This window comes from Niveispirillum fermenti (assembly GCF_052474395.1).
Genome location: NZ_CP156678.1, coordinates 782,361 through 804,277 on the forward strand (window position 1 = coordinate 782,361; position 21,917 = coordinate 804,277).

12 protein-coding genes and 2 pseudogenes are annotated in these 21,917 nt (G+C 63.4%); 7 read left to right on the top strand and 7 right to left on the bottom strand.

Going from position 1 to position 21,917, the window contains the following annotated elements; translation table 11 throughout:
* Nucleotides 1-19 precede the first annotated feature (19 nt).
* The 5 genes and pseudogenes from ABC728_RS02950 (at nucleotide 20) to ABC728_RS02970 (ending at nucleotide 8,349) form a co-directional block, all read left to right on the top strand.
* Nucleotides 20-1,819, top strand: a complete 1,800-nt coding sequence (locus ABC728_RS02950; RefSeq protein WP_416619715.1) for an acyclic terpene utilization AtuA family protein — start codon at nucleotides 20-22, stop codon at nucleotides 1,817-1,819.
* Between the two features lie 102 nt (nucleotides 1,820-1,921).
* Nucleotides 1,922-4,315, top strand: coding sequence for a TonB-dependent receptor (locus ABC728_RS02955; RefSeq protein WP_416619714.1), 2,394 nt, complete (start codon nucleotides 1,922-1,924; stop codon nucleotides 4,313-4,315).
* 371 nt (nucleotides 4,316-4,686) lie between these two features.
* Nucleotides 4,687-4,873 (top strand): annotated as a pseudogene (locus tag ABC728_RS02960) (hypothetical protein); the annotation flags it as partial.
* Between the two features lie 167 nt (nucleotides 4,874-5,040).
* On the top strand, nucleotides 5,041-7,131 hold the full coding sequence (locus ABC728_RS02965; protein WP_416619713.1) for a catalase: 2,091 nt from the start codon (nucleotides 5,041-5,043) through the stop codon (nucleotides 7,129-7,131).
* A gap of 57 nt (nucleotides 7,132-7,188) precedes the next feature.
* Complete coding sequence (locus ABC728_RS02970; protein ID WP_416619712.1) at nucleotides 7,189-8,349, top strand: NAD(P)/FAD-dependent oxidoreductase; 1,161 nt, start codon at nucleotides 7,189-7,191, stop codon at nucleotides 8,347-8,349.
* Between the two features lie 162 nt (nucleotides 8,350-8,511).
* Here ABC728_RS02970 and ABC728_RS02975 read toward each other — a convergent pair whose 3' ends face one another.
* On the bottom strand, nucleotides 8,512-9,411 hold the full coding sequence (locus ABC728_RS02975) for a hypothetical protein (RefSeq protein ID WP_416619711.1): 900 nt from the start codon (nucleotides 9,409-9,411) through the stop codon (nucleotides 8,512-8,514).
* A gap of 325 nt (nucleotides 9,412-9,736) precedes the next feature.
* On the opposite strand from ABC728_RS02975, the gene ABC728_RS02980 reads away from it, so the two are divergent.
* Together ABC728_RS02980 and ABC728_RS02985 are read left to right on the top strand one after the other, a co-directional pair.
* Nucleotides 9,737-11,995, top strand: coding sequence for a TonB-dependent receptor (locus tag ABC728_RS02980; RefSeq protein WP_445376325.1), 2,259 nt, complete (start codon nucleotides 9,737-9,739; stop codon nucleotides 11,993-11,995).
* Between the two features lie 212 nt (nucleotides 11,996-12,207).
* Nucleotides 12,208-12,885, top strand: a complete 678-nt coding sequence (locus tag ABC728_RS02985) for a Fe2+-dependent dioxygenase (protein ID WP_416619709.1) — start codon at nucleotides 12,208-12,210, stop codon at nucleotides 12,883-12,885.
* Between the two features lie 84 nt (nucleotides 12,886-12,969).
* On the opposite strand, the pseudogene ABC728_RS02990 reads toward ABC728_RS02985, so the two are convergent.
* The 6 genes and pseudogenes from ABC728_RS02990 to ABC728_RS03015 all read right to left on the bottom strand — a co-directional run.
* A pseudogene (locus tag ABC728_RS02990) lies at nucleotides 12,970-13,083 on the bottom strand (IS3 family transposase); the annotation flags it as partial.
* A gap of 13 nt (nucleotides 13,084-13,096) precedes the next feature.
* Nucleotides 13,097-14,743 carry a tannase/feruloyl esterase family alpha/beta hydrolase gene (locus ABC728_RS02995; protein ID WP_416619747.1) on the bottom strand — a complete coding sequence of 549 codons (1,647 nt, stop codon included), beginning with the start codon at nucleotides 14,741-14,743 and terminating at the stop codon, nucleotides 13,097-13,099.
* A gap of 2 nt (nucleotides 14,744-14,745) precedes the next feature.
* Nucleotides 14,746-16,068: an MFS transporter gene (locus tag ABC728_RS03000; protein WP_416619708.1), complete on the bottom strand. Its 1,323-nt coding sequence runs from the start codon at nucleotides 16,066-16,068 to the stop codon at nucleotides 14,746-14,748.
* 38 nt (nucleotides 16,069-16,106) lie between these two features.
* Nucleotides 16,107-18,149 carry an acetoacetate--CoA ligase gene (locus ABC728_RS03005; RefSeq protein WP_416619707.1) on the bottom strand — a complete coding sequence of 681 codons (2,043 nt, stop codon included), beginning with the start codon at nucleotides 18,147-18,149 and terminating at the stop codon, nucleotides 16,107-16,109.
* A gap of 197 nt (nucleotides 18,150-18,346) precedes the next feature.
* Entirely contained in the window at nucleotides 18,347-20,629 is a 2,283-nt protein-coding gene (locus ABC728_RS03010; protein WP_416619706.1) for a TonB-dependent receptor, read from the bottom strand.
* A 192-nt stretch (nucleotides 20,630-20,821) separates the two neighbouring features.
* Complete coding sequence (locus ABC728_RS03015) at nucleotides 20,822-21,913, bottom strand: AraC family transcriptional regulator (RefSeq protein ID WP_416619705.1); 1,092 nt, start codon at nucleotides 21,911-21,913, stop codon at nucleotides 20,822-20,824.
* Between the last annotated feature and the right edge of the window lie 4 nt (nucleotides 21,914-21,917).

Sequence of the window (21,917 nt, forward strand, 5' to 3'; positions counted from 1 at the left end):
ATCTTTGGGAGTGCTGATCATGACCGGCAAGATCGTCAGGATCGGTGGGGCCTCTGGATTCTGGGGCGACAGCATGGTCGGCGCGCCGCAACTGGTGGCGTCCGGGATGATCGATTATCTGGTTTTCGATTATCTGGCTGAAACCACCATGGCCATCCTGGCCGCCATGCGCGCGAAGAAGCCGGACATGGGCTACGCCATCGACTTCATCGATACCGCGATGCGCCAGGTGCTGCCCGACGTGATGAGGCGCGGGATCAAGGTCATCGCCAATGCCGGGGGCATCAATCCGCAGGGTTGTGCGGATGCCCTGGCGGCACTGGCCGCGTCGATGGGCCTGTCGCCGCGCATCGCCATTGTCGAAGGCGATGATGTCAGCGGCCAGATGGAGAGGCTCCGCGAGGAGGGTGTCCGCGACATGTTCACCGGCGAGGCCCTGCCGCCGCGTGTGCTGAGCGCCAATGCCTATCTGGGCGCCTTTCCGGTGGCGCAGGCGCTGGCGGCCGGTGCCGACATTGTCATCACCGGTCGCGGTGTGGACAGTGCCGTGACGCTGGGGGCCCTGATCCATGAATTCGGCTGGACCCCGGCGGATTATGACCGCCTGGCCGGTGGCAGCCTGGCCGGGCACATCATCGAATGCGGCTGTCAGGCCACCGGCGGCCTGTTCACCGATTGGAACCGCGTTCCCGACTGGCCCCATATTGGCTATCCGATCATCGCGTGTGGGGAGGATGGCAGCTTCGAGTTGACCAAGGCTGCCGGCACAGGCGGGTTGATCGACCGGGCCTGTGTGGTTGAACAGATGCTGTATGAGATCGGTGATCCCGGCGCCTATCTGCTGCCCGATGTCAGTTGTGACTTCCGTCATGTCACTATCGAGCAGGTGTCGCCCGACCGGGTGCGCGTCCGCGGTGCGCGGGGGCGCATGCCGTCCGGTACCTACAAGGTCTCCGCCACCCGGCTTGACGGTTATCGCTGTGCCGGGATGACGGCGGTCGTGGGCATCGACGCGCAGGCCAAAGCGCAACGGACCGCCGATGCCATCATCGAGCGCACGCGCGGAATTTTCCAGCAGGGCGGTCTGCCCGATTACACCAACGTCCAGATCGAGTTTTTCGGCTGCGAATGGCTGTATGGAGCCAACTCCCGCGCGCAGGATGCCCGCGAAGTGATGGTGCGCATCGTGGTCGACCATGCGGACAAGAAGGCGCTTGAAATCTTTGCCCGTGAGATTACGGCGGCCGGCACCTCCTGGTCCACCGGCACGACCATGCCGGCCGGCGGGCGACCATCGCCGTCGCCGCTGATCAAGCCGCTGTCCTTCCTGCTGGACAAGGCCCGCGTGCCGGTGCGCATCCGCCTGGGGGACGTCACCACCGTGATCGATATCCCGGCCCCCGCCCCGGCCGGCGGGCCCGAGACGGAATTGCCCGGCGATCCGGTTGCGTGGACCGATCCCCCCGGCGAGCGCCAAGTGGAAATCCCGCTGGTCCGTCTGGCGTGGGCGCGTAGCGGTGACAAGGGCAATATCGCCAATATCGGCGTCATCGCGCGCCGGCCGGAATGGTTGCCGCTGCTTTGGTCAAGGCTGACGCCCGACGCGGTGGGGGACTATTTCGCCCACATGGTGAAGGGCCGCATCCAGCGTTTCCATCTGCCGGGCACAGCGTCGTTCAATCTGGTGATGCATGACGCGCTGGGTGGGGGTGGGCCGGCATCGGCGCGGTTCGACCCGCTGGGCAAGGGGAATGCACAAATTCTTCTCGACATGCCCATACGCGTTCCATCGTCTTTGGCAGCGGAAATTAGCCAGTAATCGCAAGCCATAGCGGCCGGCATGACCTACCGTCCGCCAATCAGAAGAATTACACAGTCGTCCGGAGCCTGGACGAAAACTGTTGAGCTTTGGGAGGGATAAATGATCCGACACATGAAAAGCGCCGTTCGACTGACCAGTTCGGCCCTGGCGCTGACGATGGCATCCCAGGTTTGTGCCCAGGAAGCCCAGCGCCCTTCGACCGACTTGGCGTCGGGCCCGGCCGCCGTATTTGAGCTTGAGGAAATCGTCGTCACCGCACAGAAACGTTCCGAACGCCTGAGCGATGTCGGTATGGCGATCACCGCCGCCACGGGCGATCAACTGCGCCTTCAGAACATCCGCGATGTGAACGGGCTGGTGAAGATCGATCCCAGCTTCGTCGTGACCGAAAGCAATTACGGCGCCCCGGTCTATTCGATCCGCGGGATCAATTATAACGACTTTTCCCTGTCGGCGAGCCCGACCGTCAGCGTCTATCAGGACGAGGTGCCTTACGCATACCCGGCGCTGACCAAGAGCGCGACGGTCGATTTGCAGCGGGTCGAGGTCCTGAAAGGTCCGCAAGGGACCCTGTATGGTCAGAACGCGACCGGCGGCGCGATCAACTACATCGCGGCGAAGCCCACCTCCAGCTTGAGCGCGGGTGTCGACGCCACCTATCAGTCGTACAATCAGGTCAATCTGGGCGGCTTCCTCAGCGGCCCTCTGAGCGATACGGTTGGTGGCAGAATTGCCTTTGAGGTGGATCGCGGCGGCGCCTATCAGTGGAGCCAGTCGCGCGACGGCCGGCTGGGCGACAAGGAAGTCTACAAGGGACGGGCCACCTTTCAATTTGATCCGTCGGATAATCTCGCGGCTACCCTCACCTTCAACGGCTTTCGTGACAAATCCGAAAATCGGCCCGGCCAGGTCTTTGCCTTCATTCCGACCCGGCCGCAGAACATCGTCAATGTTCCCGGCCTGAGCGACGTGACACTGGCGCCTCACAGCAATCGGGCGACCGATTGGTTTACAGGGGTTCGCCCCAGGCTGGATCAGAAGTTCGGGCAAGTTTCCGGGCGTGTCGAATATGGCCTGAATGATGATGTCACCCTGACGTATCTGGGTTCCTACCAGCGATACAGGCAGCGCGACATAGCACAGCCCATCGGTGCAAATGTCGAACAGATCATCTATAATAACGGCGACGTGAATTCCCTGTTCCAGGAGCTTCGCCTGGGCGGCGAAGTGGCGGATCAGCGGTTAACATGGCTTGTCGGCGCCAATTACGCGCGTGACCGTGTCCGCGAAGACCAGATCCAGAACTCAAGGGGCACGACAGCGGTCTACGCATTCTATGCGGCGACCGGATTGGCCCAGAGTTCCTTTGCAAATACCGGCCGCAATCTTTCCGTCAGCAAGGCGGGCTTCGCCAATCTCGACTTCAACCTGTCGGAACAGGTGAGTATCCATGCCGGCGGCCGATATACCTGGACCGACATCGATCATGGCGGTTGCACACGCGATGTCAATGGCGAGGCCTTTGCCGTCACCAACATCCTTCAGCAAACACTTCAGAGCAGGGCGGGCATCAACAATTTCGTGCCCGCTGTGCCGGGTGGCTGCCTGACGCTCGGCCCCGGCCTGACGCCGATCTATCTCGAACAGGAACTCAATCAGGGGAACTTCTCCTGGCGCGCGGGCGTGGATTTCAAGCCGCAGGCTGGCACGCTGCTTTATGCCACGATCAGCAAAGGGTACAAGGCCGGCAGTTTCCCCAATATCACTGCGACCACATACAGCCAGCTTGGGCCGGTCGGGCAGGAATCTCTGCTGGCCTATGAAGCCGGTGTCAAATCACGGATGTTTGGCAACTTTGCCGAGATCGATGGAAGCGTCTTTTACTACGATTACAAGGACAAGCAGCTTGCCGGCCGTGCGGTCGACCCGTTCGGGCTGTTCGGCGTCTTCAACCTGCTCGTCAATGTACCCAATTCCCGTGTGTATGGCGCGGAGATGGGGCTGAAACTGCGCCCGGCAACGGGTACGCTCGTCAAGATGCAGGGCACTTACCTGAATTCCCGGGTGCAGGGCGATACGCCCGGTTATGACGGTTTCGGCGTCGCCACCAATCTGAAGGGGTCGTCCTTCCCGGACGCGCCGAAATATTCGCTGCTGATCGATGCCCAGCAGGATTTTGCGATTACCGAAGATCTGTCCGGCTTTGTCGGCGCCAACTACCGCTATCGCTCCGGTAGCCTGTCCGCGATGGCCACCTATAACGGGTTCACGTCGGGTGCGTACAGTTCGCCGTCCACCAGGTTGCCGGCCTATGGGCTGCTGGGTTTCCGGGTCGGGGTCGTGTCGGGTGATGGCCGGTGGAATGCCCAGATATTCGGCGAGAATGTCACCAACAAATATTACATCACCAAGGCGCAGAAGTTCAGCGACTTTGTCACGCGGTTCACCGGCACACCAGCCACCTATGGCATATCGGTCGGGCACCGTTTCTGATGATGGCGGGTGGCGGTGGGGTGGATATGCCTCCCCATGCCGGCTGATGCCCGCCCGGCAAATCGCCTTCTTTCTCAACCTGCCGACATGCTTTTCCACCACCCCGGCCTGTTTCCGGGGTGGTGCCTTGTCGTCGATACCCGCCGGCCCGGGAGCTGTCCAGATGGCGTATAATACTATTTTACGCTGACCAGAACCAATTGGTTCTCAATCGCCGGCGCCAACATTCGTTGGCTTGGTATAAACGGATAGGGATCGACATTTTCAGGCATGTGTTCACGCGGCATGGGGTCGATGATCTGGAACAACCGGTGCTTCGGCGCAATATGTGAAGCCGTTCGTGAAGCGGTCGAGGAACGACCGGATGCGGCGGGGATCTGCCCGGTGGCACGCCAGAAACGGCGGTGAACGAGACAAGCCTGCTTCCTGCTTTATGCCGGTCCAGCCGCATGACCGCGGCCCCGTCTGGCCACGCTGAACCTGCCGGAAGGCAATGCCATGCGCGTACCGGGCGAGGCGCCGGGCATGATGGCGCTGGAGGTCGCCCTGGACCAGCTGATCCGGGATCTGCCGGATCAGGTTTGAACGTGCCCGCCGACAAGGCACGTCCATGGCCCGCGGGGCCCGGTATGGTGAGCCGGCAGGCCCGTCCCAGGACAAGTCCACTGGAACCCTTGCCGCAGTCCCACCGTTAATGCGGCACGGATATCAGGAGGAGTGCTGTCATGGATGATACGACACGCATCGCAACCAACAAGGGTGCCGGCGGGGAGACCCATCAGTCCCTGCCGAAACAGAACATGGATGCAGATGCGCGCCTGACCACCAATCAAGGCATTCCGGTTGCCGACAACCAGAACAGCCTGAAGGCGGGAGAGCGGGGGCCGACACTGCTGGAGGATTTCATCCTGCGGGAGAAAATCTTCCATTTCGACCATGAACGCATTCCCGAGCGTATCGTTCATGCCCGTGGTTCCGGTGCCCATGGCTATTTCGAACTGTACGAATCCCTGGCGGATATCACCAAGGCCGACATCTTCCAGCGGGCAGGGGAGAAGACCCCCGTCTTCACCCGCTTCTCCACCGTCGCTGGCGGTGCGGGATCGGTGGATACGCCGCGTGACGTGCGCGGCTTCGCGGTGAAATTCTACACCCAGGAGGGAAACTGGGATCTGGTTGGCAACAACATCCCCGTTTTTTTTATCCAGGATGCCATGAAGTTCCCCGATCTGGTCCACGCCGTGAAGATGGAGGCCGACAAGGCCTATCCCCAGGCCGGTTCCGCCCATGACACGTTCTGGGACTTCGCGTCGCTGATGCCGGAGACCACCCACATGCTGATGTGGGCCATGTCCGACCGGACCATTCCGCGCTCGCTGCGCATGATGGAGGGGTTCGGGGTCCATACGTTCAAGATGGTCAATGCCAAGGGCAAGACCAGCTTCGTCAAATTCCACTGGAAGCCCAGGCTGGGCATGCAATCGACCGTTTGGGACGAGGCGGTGAAGCTGCAGTCGGCGGACAATGACTATCACCGCCGCGACCTGTACGAGGCCATCGCCGCCGGTGATTTCCCGGAATGGGAACTGGGCATCCAGGTCTTCGATCAGGCCTTCGCCGAGGCCCTTCCCTATGACGTGCTGGATGCCACCAAGCTGATCCCGGAGGAGGTGCTGCCCATCCGCAAGGTCGGGCGCATGGTGCTGGACCGCAATCCCGACAATTTCTTCGCGGAGACGGAGCAGGTGGCCTTCTGCCCTGCCAACGTGCCACCGGGTATCGATTTCAGCGAGGATCCGCTGCTGCAAGGTCGCCTGTTCTCTTATCTCGACACGCAGAAATCGCGGCTGGGCACGGCCAATTTCCATCAATTGCCGATCAATGCCCCCAAATGCCCCTTCCACAATTTCCAGCGCGACGGCCATATGCAGATGCATGTGCCGCGGGGGCGTGCCAATTACGAGCCCAACAGTCTTGCCCAGCATGGCGAGGAGGCGGGGCCGCGCGAATGCCCGGCCCAGGGCTTCACCACCGTCCCTGAAACACTGGCAAACGGGCAGGGAGACAAGCTGCGGATACGTGCGGAACTGTTCGCCGACCATTACAGCCAGGCGCGGCTGTTCTGGAAATCCCAGACGCCCGAGGAACAGGCGCATATCGCCTCGTCTTTCGTCTTCGAACTGTCCAAGGTCGGGCTGGAGAAGGTGCCCGGCCGGATGCTGGCCAATCTGCGCAATGTCGACGAGGATCTGGCCAGGCGGGTCGCCGCAGGCCTGGGCGCAGCCTTGCCGCCGGCCGCGAAGCCGGCACGGCCACCGGTCGAGATCGAGCCGTCGCCGGCCTTGTCGATCCATGCGCAGATGAAAGCGACGCTGGAGGGACGCGCCATCGGCATCCTGATCCATGATGGCAGTGACGCGGACGAACTGGCCACACTGGTCAAGGCGGTCAAAAGCGCCGGAGCAAAGCCGGTCATCGTGGCGCCCAAGGTCGGCGGGACGAAGCTTTCCGACGGTAAGGTCCACAAGGCCGACCATCTGCTGTTCGGGGCCCCGTCGCCGATCTTCGACGCCGTTGCCGTGATCGTGTCGAAAGAGGGCGCCAAGGCCTTCCTGAATGAGGGGGCGGCCATCCAATGGCTGATGGATGCCTTTGGCCATCTGAAGGCCATCGGCTTCAATGCGGAGGCGAAGCCGCTGCTTGAAAAGGCCGGCATCATGCCGGATGAGGGGGTGAAGCCTGTCGGGGCCGGCTTCGTGGAGGCGGCCAAGACCCGGTACTGGGCGCGTGAACCCGACATCCGCACCCTGGCCTGACAACGGACTGCTATGCTGACAGACCCCAAGGATCTGCGGACAGGGCGGTCTGTCTGGATGGACACCAAGGTCCCGGCGGTCACATCGAAGGCCCTGGCGGATGATGTGACCACCGACATCGTTCTGGTCGGTGCCGGGATCAGCGCTGCCATCACGGCCCAGGCTCTGGCGTCGCGCGGGCATAAGGTGGTCTTGCTCGATCGCCGCCCGCCATTATCGGGCTCGACGGCGGCCACCACGGCGTTGTTGCAGTATGAGATCGACCTGCCGATCCTGAAGCTCAAAGCCAAGGTCAGGCTGGAGAGGGCGGTACGCGCCTGGCAGAGAACCAGGCTCGCCCTGGACACGCTGGCGGACAAGGTCGACGCGCTGAAGATCGATTGCGACCTTGAACGCCGCCCCTCGCTCTATCTGGCCGGCACGCTGCTCAATGCCGGCCAGTTGCGGGAGGAGGCGGCATTGCGCACCGGTGCCGGCCTGCACACCGACTATCTGGATCGCGCCGAGTTGCGGTCGCGATACGGGATCGACCGGACAGCGGCGCTGCTGTCCTTCGGCAATCTCACGGCGCACCCGCTGCGACTGGCGGCGGGTTTCCTGCTGGACGCGCAACGGCACGGGGCGGAGATTTTCTCCCCCGTTACCGTCAGCGGCATTGAAAGCCGGGGTGGACGGGTGGTGGTCACCACCGAAGCGGGGCCGAAAATCCATGCCGGGACGGCGATCTATGCCACGGGTTATGAATTGCCCAAGGGTGCGCGTCGGACCAGGCACAGGATCGGATCGACCTGGGCCATCGCCACACGGCCGCAGCCACGCAGGCTCTGGCCGGACCGGTGCCTGATCTGGGAAGCTTCTGATCCCTATCTCTATGTGCGGGCCCTGCCGGATGGAAGGGTGATCTGCGGAGGCGAGGACGAGGATTTCCAGGACGAAGCCACGCGCGACGCGCTGCTGCCCGCCAAGACGGCCAGGCTGGAAGAGAAACTGGGGAAGCTGTTCCCGGCGCTCGATGTCAGGGCCGATTATGCATGGTGCGGGAATTTCGGATCAACACCCACCGGTCTGCCCACCATCCGGCAGGTGGGGGGCAAGCCCACAATCCTGGCCATTCTGGCCTTTGGCGGGAATGGCATAACGTTCAGCAGCCTGGCGGCCGAACTCCTGGTCGGGATGGTCGAAGGGCGGACCGATATCGATGCCGGCCTTTTCGCATGAAGTGCCGCTCGTGCGGCGCAGCCAAGCCAACGGATGTTGGCGCCGGCGATGAGGGCGGTGATCGGAACCAATAGGTTCTGATCACCGCAAAACAGTGGAAATCATACCCGCCGGGAACGGGCAAGGGATGGGAACAGGCCGCGCCACGGCGGTCGCCCCGGGTCAGGCGGGCAGCACCTGGCCCGCCTTCTGTTGCGCCTGGAAGATCGCCTGGTAATCCATCACCCGCGCATCGCGCCAGGCCACATCCTTGAAACGTTGTTCCCGCCGGGCCGTGCGGCAGGCCGCGATGCCGGCTTCCCGCAGGTCGGTGCCGGGGGGCAGGCGGAATGCGGCCGGCAGATTGTCCAGGAAGGCCTGCGCCGCCGGCCCGGGGGGCGGGGGCGCCTGCCGTAGCCAGTCCTCCGCCATCTGGAACCGGTCACGCATCATCATGCCGATCACATAATCGGTGGCCGATTGCAGTTCCACGGCCCGGCCGGGCCAGACACCGATCAGGGGCATGACGGGGGCCAGGGCCGGAACCAGCACATTGGCATACATGTCCGCCTTCCAGTACCGCCCGGCCACCAGCGCATAATCCGCCAGGTTGCGCACGGGTTCCAACTCGCTGTCTGCCATGGGCAGAATCTCGACCTTCGGCTTTGTCACCGTCACCGTGTCATTGGAAACATCGATGTAAAGGCTGCCGAACTGGGTGGCGTTCTGGAAGAATTGCCGCCTCAGGATGCCCCAGACGGGGCGGATGATGCCGCCGGCCCGCAGGAAACCATGGATAGCGCGTTCGGCCGGGTGGACCGGCCGCTGGATACGCCGGGCCAGTTCCGCGCGCACCGTGTCGGAAATCTCCTTGCAGCGGCCCAGTGGATAGGCCTTGCCATTGATCACCGGATACCGGACGGACAGGACCTTGTCGGCCTCCAGCCGCAAATTCAGCAGATAATCGTAGATTATCTGCTGCGACGGCAACAGGAACCGGGCTGTCAGCGCCTGTTGACGCCGGCTGATGGGGAACGGTTCCTGGGGCAGCAGCCCGGCGGTCTCATCGGGGATTCTGGTCAATGCCCTGTACCTTGGAGATATATACTGGGGCTGTGTATAGGTGGGCGCCGCGAAATCGGAAGCCAAAAAATGGGGCATCCCGCCCGTGGAGCCATGCATCACCGTCATGGAGGGGCAGCCCCTATCGCGGGGGAAGAGGTGTCCGGATGATTGCGAATGCAAATGGTTATCAATATAGTCCGCGCCGGCAGGTGTTGGAACCGGGCGACGATCATACGGATGGCTCGAACCGTCCGAGAATAATAGTGAATCGCGTCCGCATGCTCGACTTTGAAGGGGACTCGAGATGGACGACAGACACATGTCACAGGTGGCGCGCGGCCGTATGGCGCTGATGGCCGCCCTTTCGGTGGGGATCGCGGCAGGGGCCGCACCGGCCATGGCCCAGCAGGCAGCCGGGGAAGCGGAAGGGGCGGTGATGCTGCCCACCCTGGGGGTGGAAGGCGAGGCCATCGCCCCCAGCAACAAGCCCGAACAGGCGGCCTCCCCCAAATACACGGCCCCGCTGCGTGACACGCCGCAGACCATCACCGTCGTGCCGGCCGCCGTGATCAAGGAACAGAACCTGCTGAACCTGCGCGACATCCTGTCGACAGTGCCGGGCATCACGTTTGGGGCGGGCGAAGGTGGCGGCGGCTATGGCGACAGCATCAATCTGCGCGGCTATACGGCCAATTCCGACATTGCCATCGACGGGGTGCGCGACAGCGCGCAATATGTGCGCTCCGACCCGTTCAACCTGGAACAGCTTGAGGTGACGAACGGGGCCAATTCGGTCTATGCCGGTTCCGGCGCCGTGGGCGGCAGCATCAATCTGGTCAGCAAGGCGGCGAAGGATGACAGCTTCACCACTGCCAGTGCCGGGATCGGCACCGACGCCTATTACCGCGCCACGATCGACACCAACCAGAAGATCGATGACGGCACTGCCGTGCGCCTGAACGCCATGTGGCACCGTAACGACGTGCCCGGCCGGGATGTGGAAGAGTATAAGCGCTGGGGTGTGGCGCCGTCGGTGGTATTCGGGTTGAACACCGACACGCAGTTCACCTTGTCCTACTTCCACCAGGAAGATGACAATGTTCCGCAATACGGCCTGCCCTATTTCCAGAACGCCTATCACAACGGCATGCTGCCGGGCGTGGAATGGGACAATTACTACGGCTATTCCAACCTGGACCGGCAGGACAGCCAGGCCGACATCGTCACGGCCAAGCTGGAACATCGCTTCACCGACCGCCTGTCGGTGCAGAATTTGACGCGCTGGCAGCGCGTGACGCAATATGCTGTGGTGAACCCGCCGCAGGGCACCTGGTGCCTGTATGACGGCACCAACGCCTCCACGGGTGCCGCCTGTGCGGCGGCCGGCACCTATGCCCCCAGCGGCCCGCGCGGCAACACGCGCGACACGCGCAACAGCATGCTGTTCAACCAGACCGACCTGAAGCTGACGGCCGACACGGGCGGCATCCGCCACAACCTGACCCTGGGCATGGCCGTCTTTTCGGAGAAATTCCACCTGGATACCGGCAACTGGCAGCGCAATCCGGGCGGCGCCACGCCGAACCCCACCCTGCCGGCCATGGACATCGCCAACCCCGACCATGTCTATACCGGCCCGCTGAACTATGTGCAGACGCAGACACAGGATGGCACGCTGGAAAACCAGGCTGTCTATCTGTTCGACCAGATCAAGCTGAACGACCAGTTCGAGATCAATGGCGGCCTGCGCTGGGAACACAACAAGGGCGATTACACGGCCGGCACCTATACGGGCGGGGTCTTCTCCTCTCAGGGTGAATTGTACCGCAACACGGACAGCCTGTTCTCCTACCGCGCCGGCCTGGTTTACAAGCCGGCCGCGAATGGCAGCTTCTACATCGCCTATGGCAATTCCAAGACCCCGTCCAAATCGGCCGTCAACGGTTCCTGCACGGCCGGTTCTGGCGCCACGTTCGTCAACAACTGCAATGTCGATCCGGAAACCGCGCGGAATTACGAGATCGGCACGAAATGGGACCTGCTGGACAACCAGCTTTCCCTGACGGCAGCCATTTTCCGCAACGAGCGCAGCAATTACAAGGTGCCGTCGGCCGATCCGCTGGTGCCGGAATATCAGCTTCGGGGCAAGAGCCGGGTTGACGGCGCTTCCCTGGGCATCGCCGGCACGGTGACGCAGGAATGGCGCGTCTTCGCCAACTATACCTATCTGGACAGCGAGGTGCTGCGCGGCGCCGATGAGGGTCTGGCCGACCCGACCAGGGGCAATCCGCTGACCAGCATCATGAAGCATTCCGGCAGCCTGTGGACCACCTATGACCTGCCGGCCGGCGTCCAGCTTGGCTATGGCGTCACCTATTACGGGCGCATGTACCTGAACAATAGCGGGGCCGTGCTGTACCGCACGCCTGATTTCTGGGTCCACCGCGCCTCGGCCTCCTATTGGCTGAACGAGGAGACGCAGATCCAGGTCAACGTCAACAACCTGTTCGACAAGCATTATTTCACCCGCATCCGCAACAATGGCTGGGCCACGCCGGGCGATGCGCGCTCGGCCACGCTGACAGTCAACTATACCTTCTGATCCACCACCCCTTCCGTGTCGGAAGGCGGGGGGCGGCCACCCGGACGGCCGCCCCCCTTCTCCCCTGTGCCGGTCATCGTGACCGGTTACCCTTGATCCAGCCGCCCGCCCGCGCTGCCATGGGTGCGGGCGGGCGGCCCCATGCTATAGATCGGCGATCCCGCCCTTCCAGGCCCGCCCTTCCAGGCCCGCCGTTCCAGGAATGTCGCACCATGATGCTGCCGATCCCCGATGTGCTGACCCCCGAACAGGTCCGGCAATGCCGGCAGATGCTGGACACGGCGCAATGGGTGGATGGCAGGGTGACGACCGGTTTCCAGTCCGCCAGGGTGAAACAGAACAGCCAGTTGCCGGAAACCCATCCCACCGCGCGCGCGGTGGGGCAGGTGATCCTGGACGCGCTGGCGCAGAACCTGCTGTTCATGTCCGCGGCCCTGCCGGCCCGGCTCTACCCGCCCATGTTCAACCGCTATGCCGGCGGGCAGCATTTCGGGGCCCATGTCGACAATGCCGTGCGCCAGCCTCCCTCGGGCCCGCGCATCCGGACCGACCTGTCCTGTACCCTGTTCCTGTGCGATCCGGACGAATATGAAGGCGGGGAACTGGTGGTGGAGGACCTTTACGGCCATCACACCGTGAAGCTGACGGCCGGGCACATGGTGCTTTATCCCAGTTCCAGCCTGCATCACGTGCGGCCCGTGACCGCCGGTGCGCGCACCTGCTCCTTCTTCTGGGTGCAAAGCATGGTGCGCGACGACGGCGACCGTCGCATCCTGTTCGACATGGACATGGCGATCCTGGCGCTGAACAAGGACATGCCCGATCATCCGGGCCTGCTGTCACTGACCAACACCTATCACAACCTGCTGCGCCGCTGGGTGGAGGCGTGACCGGCAGGGTCAAGGCTTGAAAGAGCTGGCCCTTTGTGATCGGACCGTTTTTGCTCGGCGCCAAGCTTGGCCCTGTTCAGTTCACGCGGAATGAAGGCGTTGGATATTGCAGTAATCGCTCCAGCGTCCGATCCCGGCCCTGGCCTCGCTGCCGGTCTCGAAGGCATGGGGATAGACGCATTCGCATTTCAGCGATTGCCTCCCAGCTTTCTTACGGGGCAGAGCAGGCGAAACGATCGACGGAGGTGGTTGGCCCCTCTGTGTCATGCCGTGCCTGTTGCGGGTAGGCGCACAGCGTGCGCTGGAAGGCGATGGTCGTGGCCTCGCGCGTGCTGTATTTCGTGGCGATCACCTGTTCGGGGGCGGGCCCCCCCTTTGTCCAGGCGATCAGGGCGGCGAACAGATCATGGGCCGGGTCTGAAACGGGGGGAAGCGGTGTACCGGCGGCAGCCGAATTGAAGGCGTCGGGGCCGGTGCCGCCGGCGCAATGCATCAGGCCCGGCGCCATGAACAGGCGCGCCACCGCCTCCGTCTGTTCCCGCCCGCCCAGTTCGGCCATCTGCCGCTCGTAGAACGCCACCGACTGGGCCGGGGGCACCAGCGTGTCATCCAGGCCGTGATAGATGATCAGCTTGCCGCCGCGTGCCTTGAAGGCCTGCAGGCTGCCCCGTGTCGCGTCATTGACGATGTCGCCGAGGGCGGCATCAACCATGGGCATGTCACGGTCCAGGTCGAAGCCGCGCCAATCCCAGTCAGCGCCGAACACCCATTTGAACAGGCTGCTGAAGGGCGGCTGCCCGTTCAGCGCGCTTTGCAGGAAGGACCAGCCGTACCGGCCGGGCGCCTCGCTGCCCGGCAGCCAGCCGAAGAAGGCGGGGCGGCCGTCCCCCATGGTCGGGCCATTATAGAAGGCGTGCGCGGTGGCGACCTCTGCCGGGGTCAGGCATTGGTCGCTGTCCGCGCCCTGGCAACTCAGTTCCGCAGGGTCGAAGCGGCAGGACAGGGGATCGGTGATGAAATCATCCCCCTCCTGCCCGTGCCCGCGCGCATTGCAGCGCGCGATGGCGGCCCTGTTCAGAAGCCGCAGCTTGGTCTCCGACAGCAGGCTGTCCGGCGTGCGATGGGCGGCGGCATAGTTCCACAGGACCGCCGCATGCCCCCATGTCCGGTTGATGACGGGGGCGCCGACCAGAATGCCGTCATAGTCGTCGGGATAATAAAGGGCCTCGATCAGGCCTTGCTGCCCCCCGGTCGAACAGCCGGTATAATAGGACCGCTCCGCCCCCCGCCCATAGAAGGCGGCGGCAATGCCCTTGCCGGTCACCGTCATCACATGGGTGGAAAGCCGGCCCCAATCCCGCCATTTGCGCGGCTGCCCGATCAACGGGTCACCGTCCAGCGGCGTGGCGGGGGCGGTGCCCGTGTCGGTCGTGGCGACCGCATGGCCATGCCGCAGCCCGCGGACCATGCCGCCATAGCCGCTTTGCAGCAATCCGGCGAACCCGCCATTGCCGTTACCGTGAAAGACGCCGTTCCATTCGACCGGCAGCCACAGCTCGATACCGATGTCGGACCCCGGCGCCGACCGGACATGGGCGACGACCCGGCAGAAGGCGGGAAGGTCGGAAGCGCCGGGAATATCGGCCGCCGCGGCCCCTTGGGCCACCATTGTGGCGCTGGTGATCGTCGTATCCTGCCGGCGCAGCCGGACCAGCGCCTCGCAACGCGCCGCATCGGCCGACGGGGCATTGGCGGCAGACTGCGCCATGGCGGGGGAGGGCAGGCCGAGCGTGACGGCGGCCATGACGGCCGCAACCGGCGCCAGCACCCGGCGGGGGAGAGAGGCGATGAATTCCATGATCACGAACCTTTCCCAACCAAGGACGCATTGACATGCCGGGTCAGCAGCCAGGTGCAGACCAGCGACAGGAAGCATACACCGAACAGGAAGATCGAAATGGGCAGCGAGGAGGCATATTCGGCGAACAGGGCCGTTGCGATGATCGGCGCAAAGCCGCCACCGATGACCGCCCCCAACTGATATCCAAGCGACGCACCGGAATAGCGCACGGCCACGGGGAAAAGCTCTGCGAACAGGGCGGCCTGCGGGCCGTACATGATGCTGATGAAGACCAGTTCCACCGTCAGCGCGGCCAGGATCGCCGGATAGGAAAGCGTTTCCAGCAGCGGGAAGAAGGCGAAGGACCACAGCCCCGTCAAGGCCAGCCCGATCATGAACAGTTTCGACCGGCCCCACCGGTCCGACAGGGATCCGAAGAGCAGCAGGCTGGGCACCATCACCACACTGGCCGCCACCACACAGGCCAGCATGGCGCTTCGGGACAGGTTCAGGACCGTGTCGCCATAGGAAACGGCATAGGTTATGGCCGCATAGAAACAGGTGTTCGACGCGATGAAGGCACCGCCGGCCAGCAGGATTTTCAGCGGATGCCGGGTCAGAACCTGAAGGATCGGCGATTTCCGGTGTTCCTTCGGGGTGTCCTCCTGCGACCGGGCCGCCTGTTCGAATTCCACCGACTCCTCCAGCCGCGTCTGGATATAGATGCCGATGAAGACCAGGGCGAAACTCAGGATGAAGGGCACCCGCCATCCCCAGGCCTGGAACGCATCCGGGGACAGGGTGGTGATCATGATGAAGAAGACGATATTGGAAAGCACCACACCCAGCGGCACGCCCATCTGAACGAAACTGCCATAATAGCCGCTCTTGCCTTTGGGCGCGCTTTCGATGGCCATCAGGGCCGCACCCCCCCATTGCCCGCCAATCGCCACGCCCTGGATCAGGCGCAGAAGGATCAGCAGCAGCGGACTGAATATGCCGGCGGTCGCGTAGGTTGGCAGGAGGCCGATGGCCGTGGTGGCAAGGCCCATGGTCAGCAGCGCCACCAGCAGCGCCTTCTTGCGGCCGAACAGATCACCGAAATGACCGAACACGATTCCGCCGAACGGCCGGGCGATGAAGCCTACGGCGAAGGTGCTGAACGCCGCTAACTGGGCAACCAGCGGCGGCAGGTCCGCCGGGAAGAAGATTTTCGGGAAAACCAGGGCCGCTGCTGTCCCATAGACGAAGAAATCATACCATTCGATTGTCGCACCGGCCCCGGCCGTCACCGCGACCTTGAAGATGGAAGAGCCGTCCTTGCCCGATGCCGAACCCGTCATATCTTCCTCCGATCAGCGTATTTTTGTTGGCCGGCAGATCATTCGCCCCTGGCAGGTGCCTTTGCTGCTGCCATGCCGGTTTCCGCCCGCCAGGCATCGGCCTGCGCGACGTACCAAGGGATGATTGCGGCATTGTCGGTCAGGCTGGGATCGATGACTTTCGCCACGTCCCACCCCTGGAACAGCCGCTTGACCGGCAATTCCTGTTTCTTGCCGGACAGGGTGCGGGGGATGGCGGGGGCCTGGATGAACTGGTCCGGGATGAAGCGTGGCGACAGCGTCTCGCGGATGGCCCTGGCGATGGCCCCTTCCAGTTCCGGCCCCCATGCAGCGCCTTCGCCGGGAACGACGAACATCAGAAGTTTGCTGTCCCCGCTCCCATCCTCCACATCGATGACCAGGCTGTCCGCGATGGCCGGCAGCCGCTCGACAGCGGCATAGATGTCCGCCGTGCCCATGCGCAGGCCGTGCCGGTTGATCGTCGCATCGCTGCGCCCGGCAATGATGCAACTGCCATCGGCCTCTACGCTCAGCCAGTCGCCATGGCGCCAGACGCCTGCCCAGCTTTCGAAATAGGTGGATCGATAGCGGGCATGGCCCGCATCGCCCCAGAAGAACAGGGGCATGCTGGGGAAGGGCCGCGTACAGACCAGTTCCCCGACCTGCTCCCGGACGGCCCGGCCATCTTCATCCCAGGCTTCGACCGACGCGCCAAGGTGCCGGCACTGCAGCCGCCCCGGCGTGGCCGGCATCTCCCGGTTCCCGGACAGGAAGGCCGCGGCGATGTCGGTGCCGCCGGATATGTTGCACCACCATATATCGGATGTGCCCAGGGTGGCGAACTGGCGCGTGCCCCATTCCTGATCATCGATGGTCAGGGCTGATCCGGTGCTGCCCAGCGCGCGGATGCGGCTTAAGCCGTCAATGTCCCGCAGCGCCAGGCCGGCCTTGCGGCAACTGGCATAGAAGGCGGCACCCGCCCCGAACCAGGTCACCTGATGGCGCGCGGCGAAACGCCATAGCGGTGTCCATTCCACCGTGCCGGTGCCCCCCTTGGGGGAACCGTCGTAAATGCAGATGGTGGTGCCGGACAAAAGACCGCCGACCTGGATGTTCCACATCACCCATCCGGTGGCGCTGTACCAATGGAACCGTTCGCCGAAATTGTTGGGGGAATAGCTGGCCCCGATGTCCAGATGCATGTTCCCGGCACAGGCGGCGATGACGACGCCCCCGTGCCCATGGACGATGGCCTTGGGCAGACCCGTGGTCCCACTGGAGTAGAGAATCCATAGCGGATGGTCGAACGGAAGCCACTCCGGCTCGAACATCGCCGCCGTCCGGGCGTCCACGGGCTGGATGTCCTGAAAATCCGTGGCGCCTGCGATGGGGAATGCGCCGTTGCCCGTGCGGATCACGAACAGGTCGGTCACACTGGGCAGGCCTTGACGGATGGTCGTGACGGTGGCGGCGCGATCCGCCGGCTTGCCGCCATAGCAGACCCCGTCCGCGGCGATCAGGACCCTGGGTGCCGTCTGCTGGAACCGGGCCAGCACGGCCGGCGTGCCCATATCGGGGGAACACAGGGTCCATATCGCGCCAATGCTGACACAGGCCAGCATCGACACCACGGCTTCCGGGATATTCGGCAGATAGGCTGCAACCACATCGCCACGCCCGATGCCCCGCCGCCGCAGTTCCAGCGCGAATGTCGTGACCTGGCACCGCAAGGCACTCCAGGTCAGTTCGGTGACCCGGCCGCTTTCATCAGCGGCGATGATGGCAGGCTGGCCGGCGACATCCGCCATATCGGCATGGCGAAACACCTGTCGGGCGTAATTGACCTGCGTGCCCGTGAACCATCGGGCATCCGGCATCGCTCCTTCCACGATCACGGACGGCGGCGTCGGCGACTGAAGGTCGTGATAGTCCCAAACACTTTGCCAGAACCCCGCCAGGTCGGTGCGCGACCATTCCCACATCGCCGCATAGTCGCAAAATGCCAGCCCGCGTTCGCGATGCAGCCATTCCTGATACAGGCTGATCTGGGAAATGCAGGCGGCAGCCCCGCGATTGACCATGTCGTACTTCCTTGTGACTTTTAAAATGGCACCTGGCCGGCGGATCACTTCCCCCCGCATGGATGGGGGCGGGCGCCCCAAACGCTCCCACGCCGGGGACAGTCCCAATGGAGAAGGGCCCAATGGAGAAGGGAAGAACAGCACCCGTGCCGCATGCCCATGCCGGCCATGGGCGGCGGGTGCTGTTTCCCGCCGGATCAGAAGCGGTGATAGAGCGTGGCGCCATACATGCGCGGCGTGCCGACCGACCCGGAGGTATAGGCGTTCGCGCCGGGGCGGGTGACCGCCTGGCTGATATAGCGCTTGTCGGCCGCGTTACGGACCCACCCGGTCAGCGACCAGGTCCTGTCGACCGTGCCGAGAGCAACCGACAGGTTGAGAAGGCCGTAATTGTCCTGCGTATTCAAAGGGTTGTTATAGATGTCGAAATAGACCTTGCTCTGCCATTTGTAATCGGCGCGCGCCGTGACCTCCAGGGTTTCCGAAACCGGGAAGGCATATTCGCCCGAAAGGTTGAACTGCCATTTCGGCGCCTGGGTCAGGGTATTGCCCTGCAGGTTCACGGCACCCGGCGGCAGCGGCTTGCCGTCGCTGAGAACGCCGACGCAGGACGCGGCGGTCGGCACGTTGGGGTAAAGCGGGTCGTTGTTGCAGAATTTCCCGTATTCTGTATCCAGGCGGGTGGCCGCGCCGGACAGTTTCACGCCCCTGGCCGGTGCCGCCTCGAATTCCAGCTCGATGCCCTTGATCTTGGCGGCGGAAGCGTTTTCCACCCGGGGGAAGCGCACGCCCGTCTCTTCGTTGGTGCGGAAGACGGTCTGCTGCAGGTTGGTGTAATCGGCATAGAAGGCGGTCAGGCCCATACGCAGCCGGTTGTCGAAGAACTTGCCCTTGGTTCCGACCTCGTAATTCCAGACATATTCGGGATTGAAGACGTTGACCGGCTGGGACACGTCGCCCAGCGTGTTGAAACCGCCGGATTTGAACCCGCGCGACACGCTTGTATAGATCAGCATGTTTTCCTCGGGCGTGTAATCCAGCACGAAGCGGGGCGTGAAGGCCTTCCAGGTATCCTTGTCGGCCAGCAGATAGCGCTGCCCGCCCGATGTCGCATCCATCTCGTAGGTCTTCTTGTCGATCGTGTAGCGCCCGCCGGCGGTCGCGCGGAGATCGTCGGTCAGATTGTACCGGAACTGCACATAGGAGGCGTAGGAGTTCAGCTTTTCATTGGGGAGGTAGATGAGAAGGTTCTTCACCGTCGCGGAACTGAGATAAAGCGGCTCGCTGGCGTCGCCATGCATGTAGAACAGGCCGGCCACCAGATCGGCCCGGTCGCCCAGATCGGTGGTGGCCGTGAATTCCTGCGTCGCCTGCTCGGCATAAAGACCGATCAGATCGAAGCGGGAGCCGACGACAGGCGTCAGGTCCACATCCAGATTGGTCAAGTCGATATCATGCCGGATATAGCCGGTGGTGGAGGTGATCGTGCTGTTCGACCCCAGTTCCATACGGGCGGTCAGGGTGGCGCGCACATCTTCCACGTCGCGTTCGCCGGGCTCGTTGAAATAGAATTTCAGGTCCTTGAGATTGTTGACCGGGAAGGCATAGCCGGGCACCTCGGCCGGCGTGGGGCGGGCCGGATCGGCGCGGCCCAGCAGCACGTTGAACGACGGATTGCCACGATCACGCATGTAATCGACCAGCGCAGTCACGCTGAACCTGTCCGACGGCTGGATCAGCACCTGGCCGCGCAACTGGGTCATGTCGGCATCGTCGTTGCGTCGGTTGAGGAACTGGTTCTTCGTCCAGCCATCGGACCGGTCGTTCTGAAAGGAAAGGCGGGCCATGACCTGATCGGTCAGCGCCGCGTTCACAAAGCCCTTGATGCCCAGGCGTGAATAATTGCCGGCGGTAAGACCGATTTCACCCTCGGTCTGATCGGTCGGTCCCTTGCTGTAGATATTGATGGCGCCGCCCGTGGCGTTGCGGCCCTGGATGGTGCCCTGCGGCCCGCGCAGCACTTCGACCCGTTCAATGTCCAGGAAGGCGGGGTTCATCATGAAATGGTTGAGCAGCGGCACGCCGTCGAGCGATACGGTCACCCCTGACTGGCTGCCAATATCCTGCCCCGCCTGGCCGATGCCGCGCATGGCAATGAAGACGTTGGTGGACCGTGTGCCGAATTGCAGGCTGGGCGCCAGTTGTACCAGGTCACCGACCTCCTTGACGCCAGCCTTTTCCAGCGTGGTGCCGGAAACGGCAGTAATGGCGATGGGAATGTTCTGCAGCCCTTCGGCGCGCTTTTCCGCCGTGACGACGATTTCCTCCAGGACGATCTCGCGCAGGGCCCCGGCACCGGAAGTCGCATTATTGCTTTGCGTCTGGGCCCAGACAGGGCCGGGCACAAGACAGCCGCCAAACAGCGCGGTGGCCCCCAGACCCAACGCTCGCATATGGCGGGCCGGCATCAAGCTCTTCATGGTCATTCCATCCCCATTGATCGATTGAAGCGCCGGGGATCTGCCGTCCCCAGTCAGAGGGCGATCTTGGCATCCGCAGATCGGGAGACAATGACAGGTCTGACGCCATGATTTGACAGAAGTGACAGGGCAGGTGGCGCACCCTGTCACTTCTGCCGCAGATGGCTTCCGATCCGCGGGAACCGGTATCTCTCAGGGCAGGCGGCGGTGGTTGAGCAGGACCGTCGCAGCACTGACCTTTGCCGCGTCGTGCATGTTTTTCGTCCGGTATGCCGATGGCGACATGCCCGCCCAGGCGCAGAATTGCCGGGAAAAGCTTCCAGGCTCACTGAAGCCGAGGATGAAGCCGATCTGTGTGATGGGCGTGTCGCTGGCCAGAAGATAGGCGGCCGCCAGTTCCCCGCGCAGCCTTGTCCGCATGTCCTGGAAGCTTTCGCCTTCAAGCGCCAGATCATGACGCAGCCGTCGTGGCCGTGTCCGCAGCCGCGCGGCGACCGTCTCCACCGGCACGGACCAGTGGCCGGCCCGCTGGCAATCGACCAGGACCTGCTCCGTCCTTTCCCGCCAGCTCTGCCCCCGGTCGGGCAGGGCGAACCAGTCGGGCTCGGCGGCATAGTAATCATTGTACGCACTTATCGTATTATGGACCAGGCGGGCCGTCAGATCACTCCATTCATAGGAAAGGGCGTCGACCTCCGCGTCGAACTGCACCGGGCAACAGAAAAGCGCGTAACGGTCAAACCCGTTTTCCTGCGACGGGCGCGGGGCGCGCACGCAAAGGCCCCGCAACGCCAGTGGTCGCCCGATCAGCCAACTGAACAGCCGGTATATCCAGACGAACCGTACCCAGACGAATATGTCACGATCGACACCCGCAACCGTCTGATAGTTGCAGATATGTTTAAGACCGGCCCCATGTTCTTCCCTGACGTCGGGGCCGACATCGGCGGACATCGCACCTGTGAACCGGATGCTGACCCGCAAGGCTTCACCCAGCGTCGTGCAATGCAGGAAGGAAAGCAGGCGTTCGGTCTCCAGCGCCAGCCGGCAACGCTGCGCGAAGAAGCCCATATAGACATCGTCCAGCCTGAACTGGATAGAGCGGATCAGCCGGACCAGTGCCCTGCCGTCGATCCCTTCCTCCCGGTTGCCGTAAACGGACGGATCGATCCCCGCTTCCCGCAAAAGCACCAGGGGGTCCGCGCCCTTCAGCACCGCACCTTGCAGCAATTGCCCGACGGCCTCCCCGTCCAGCCCCGGTTTGCCTGCCGGCTCCTTTCCCACGCCT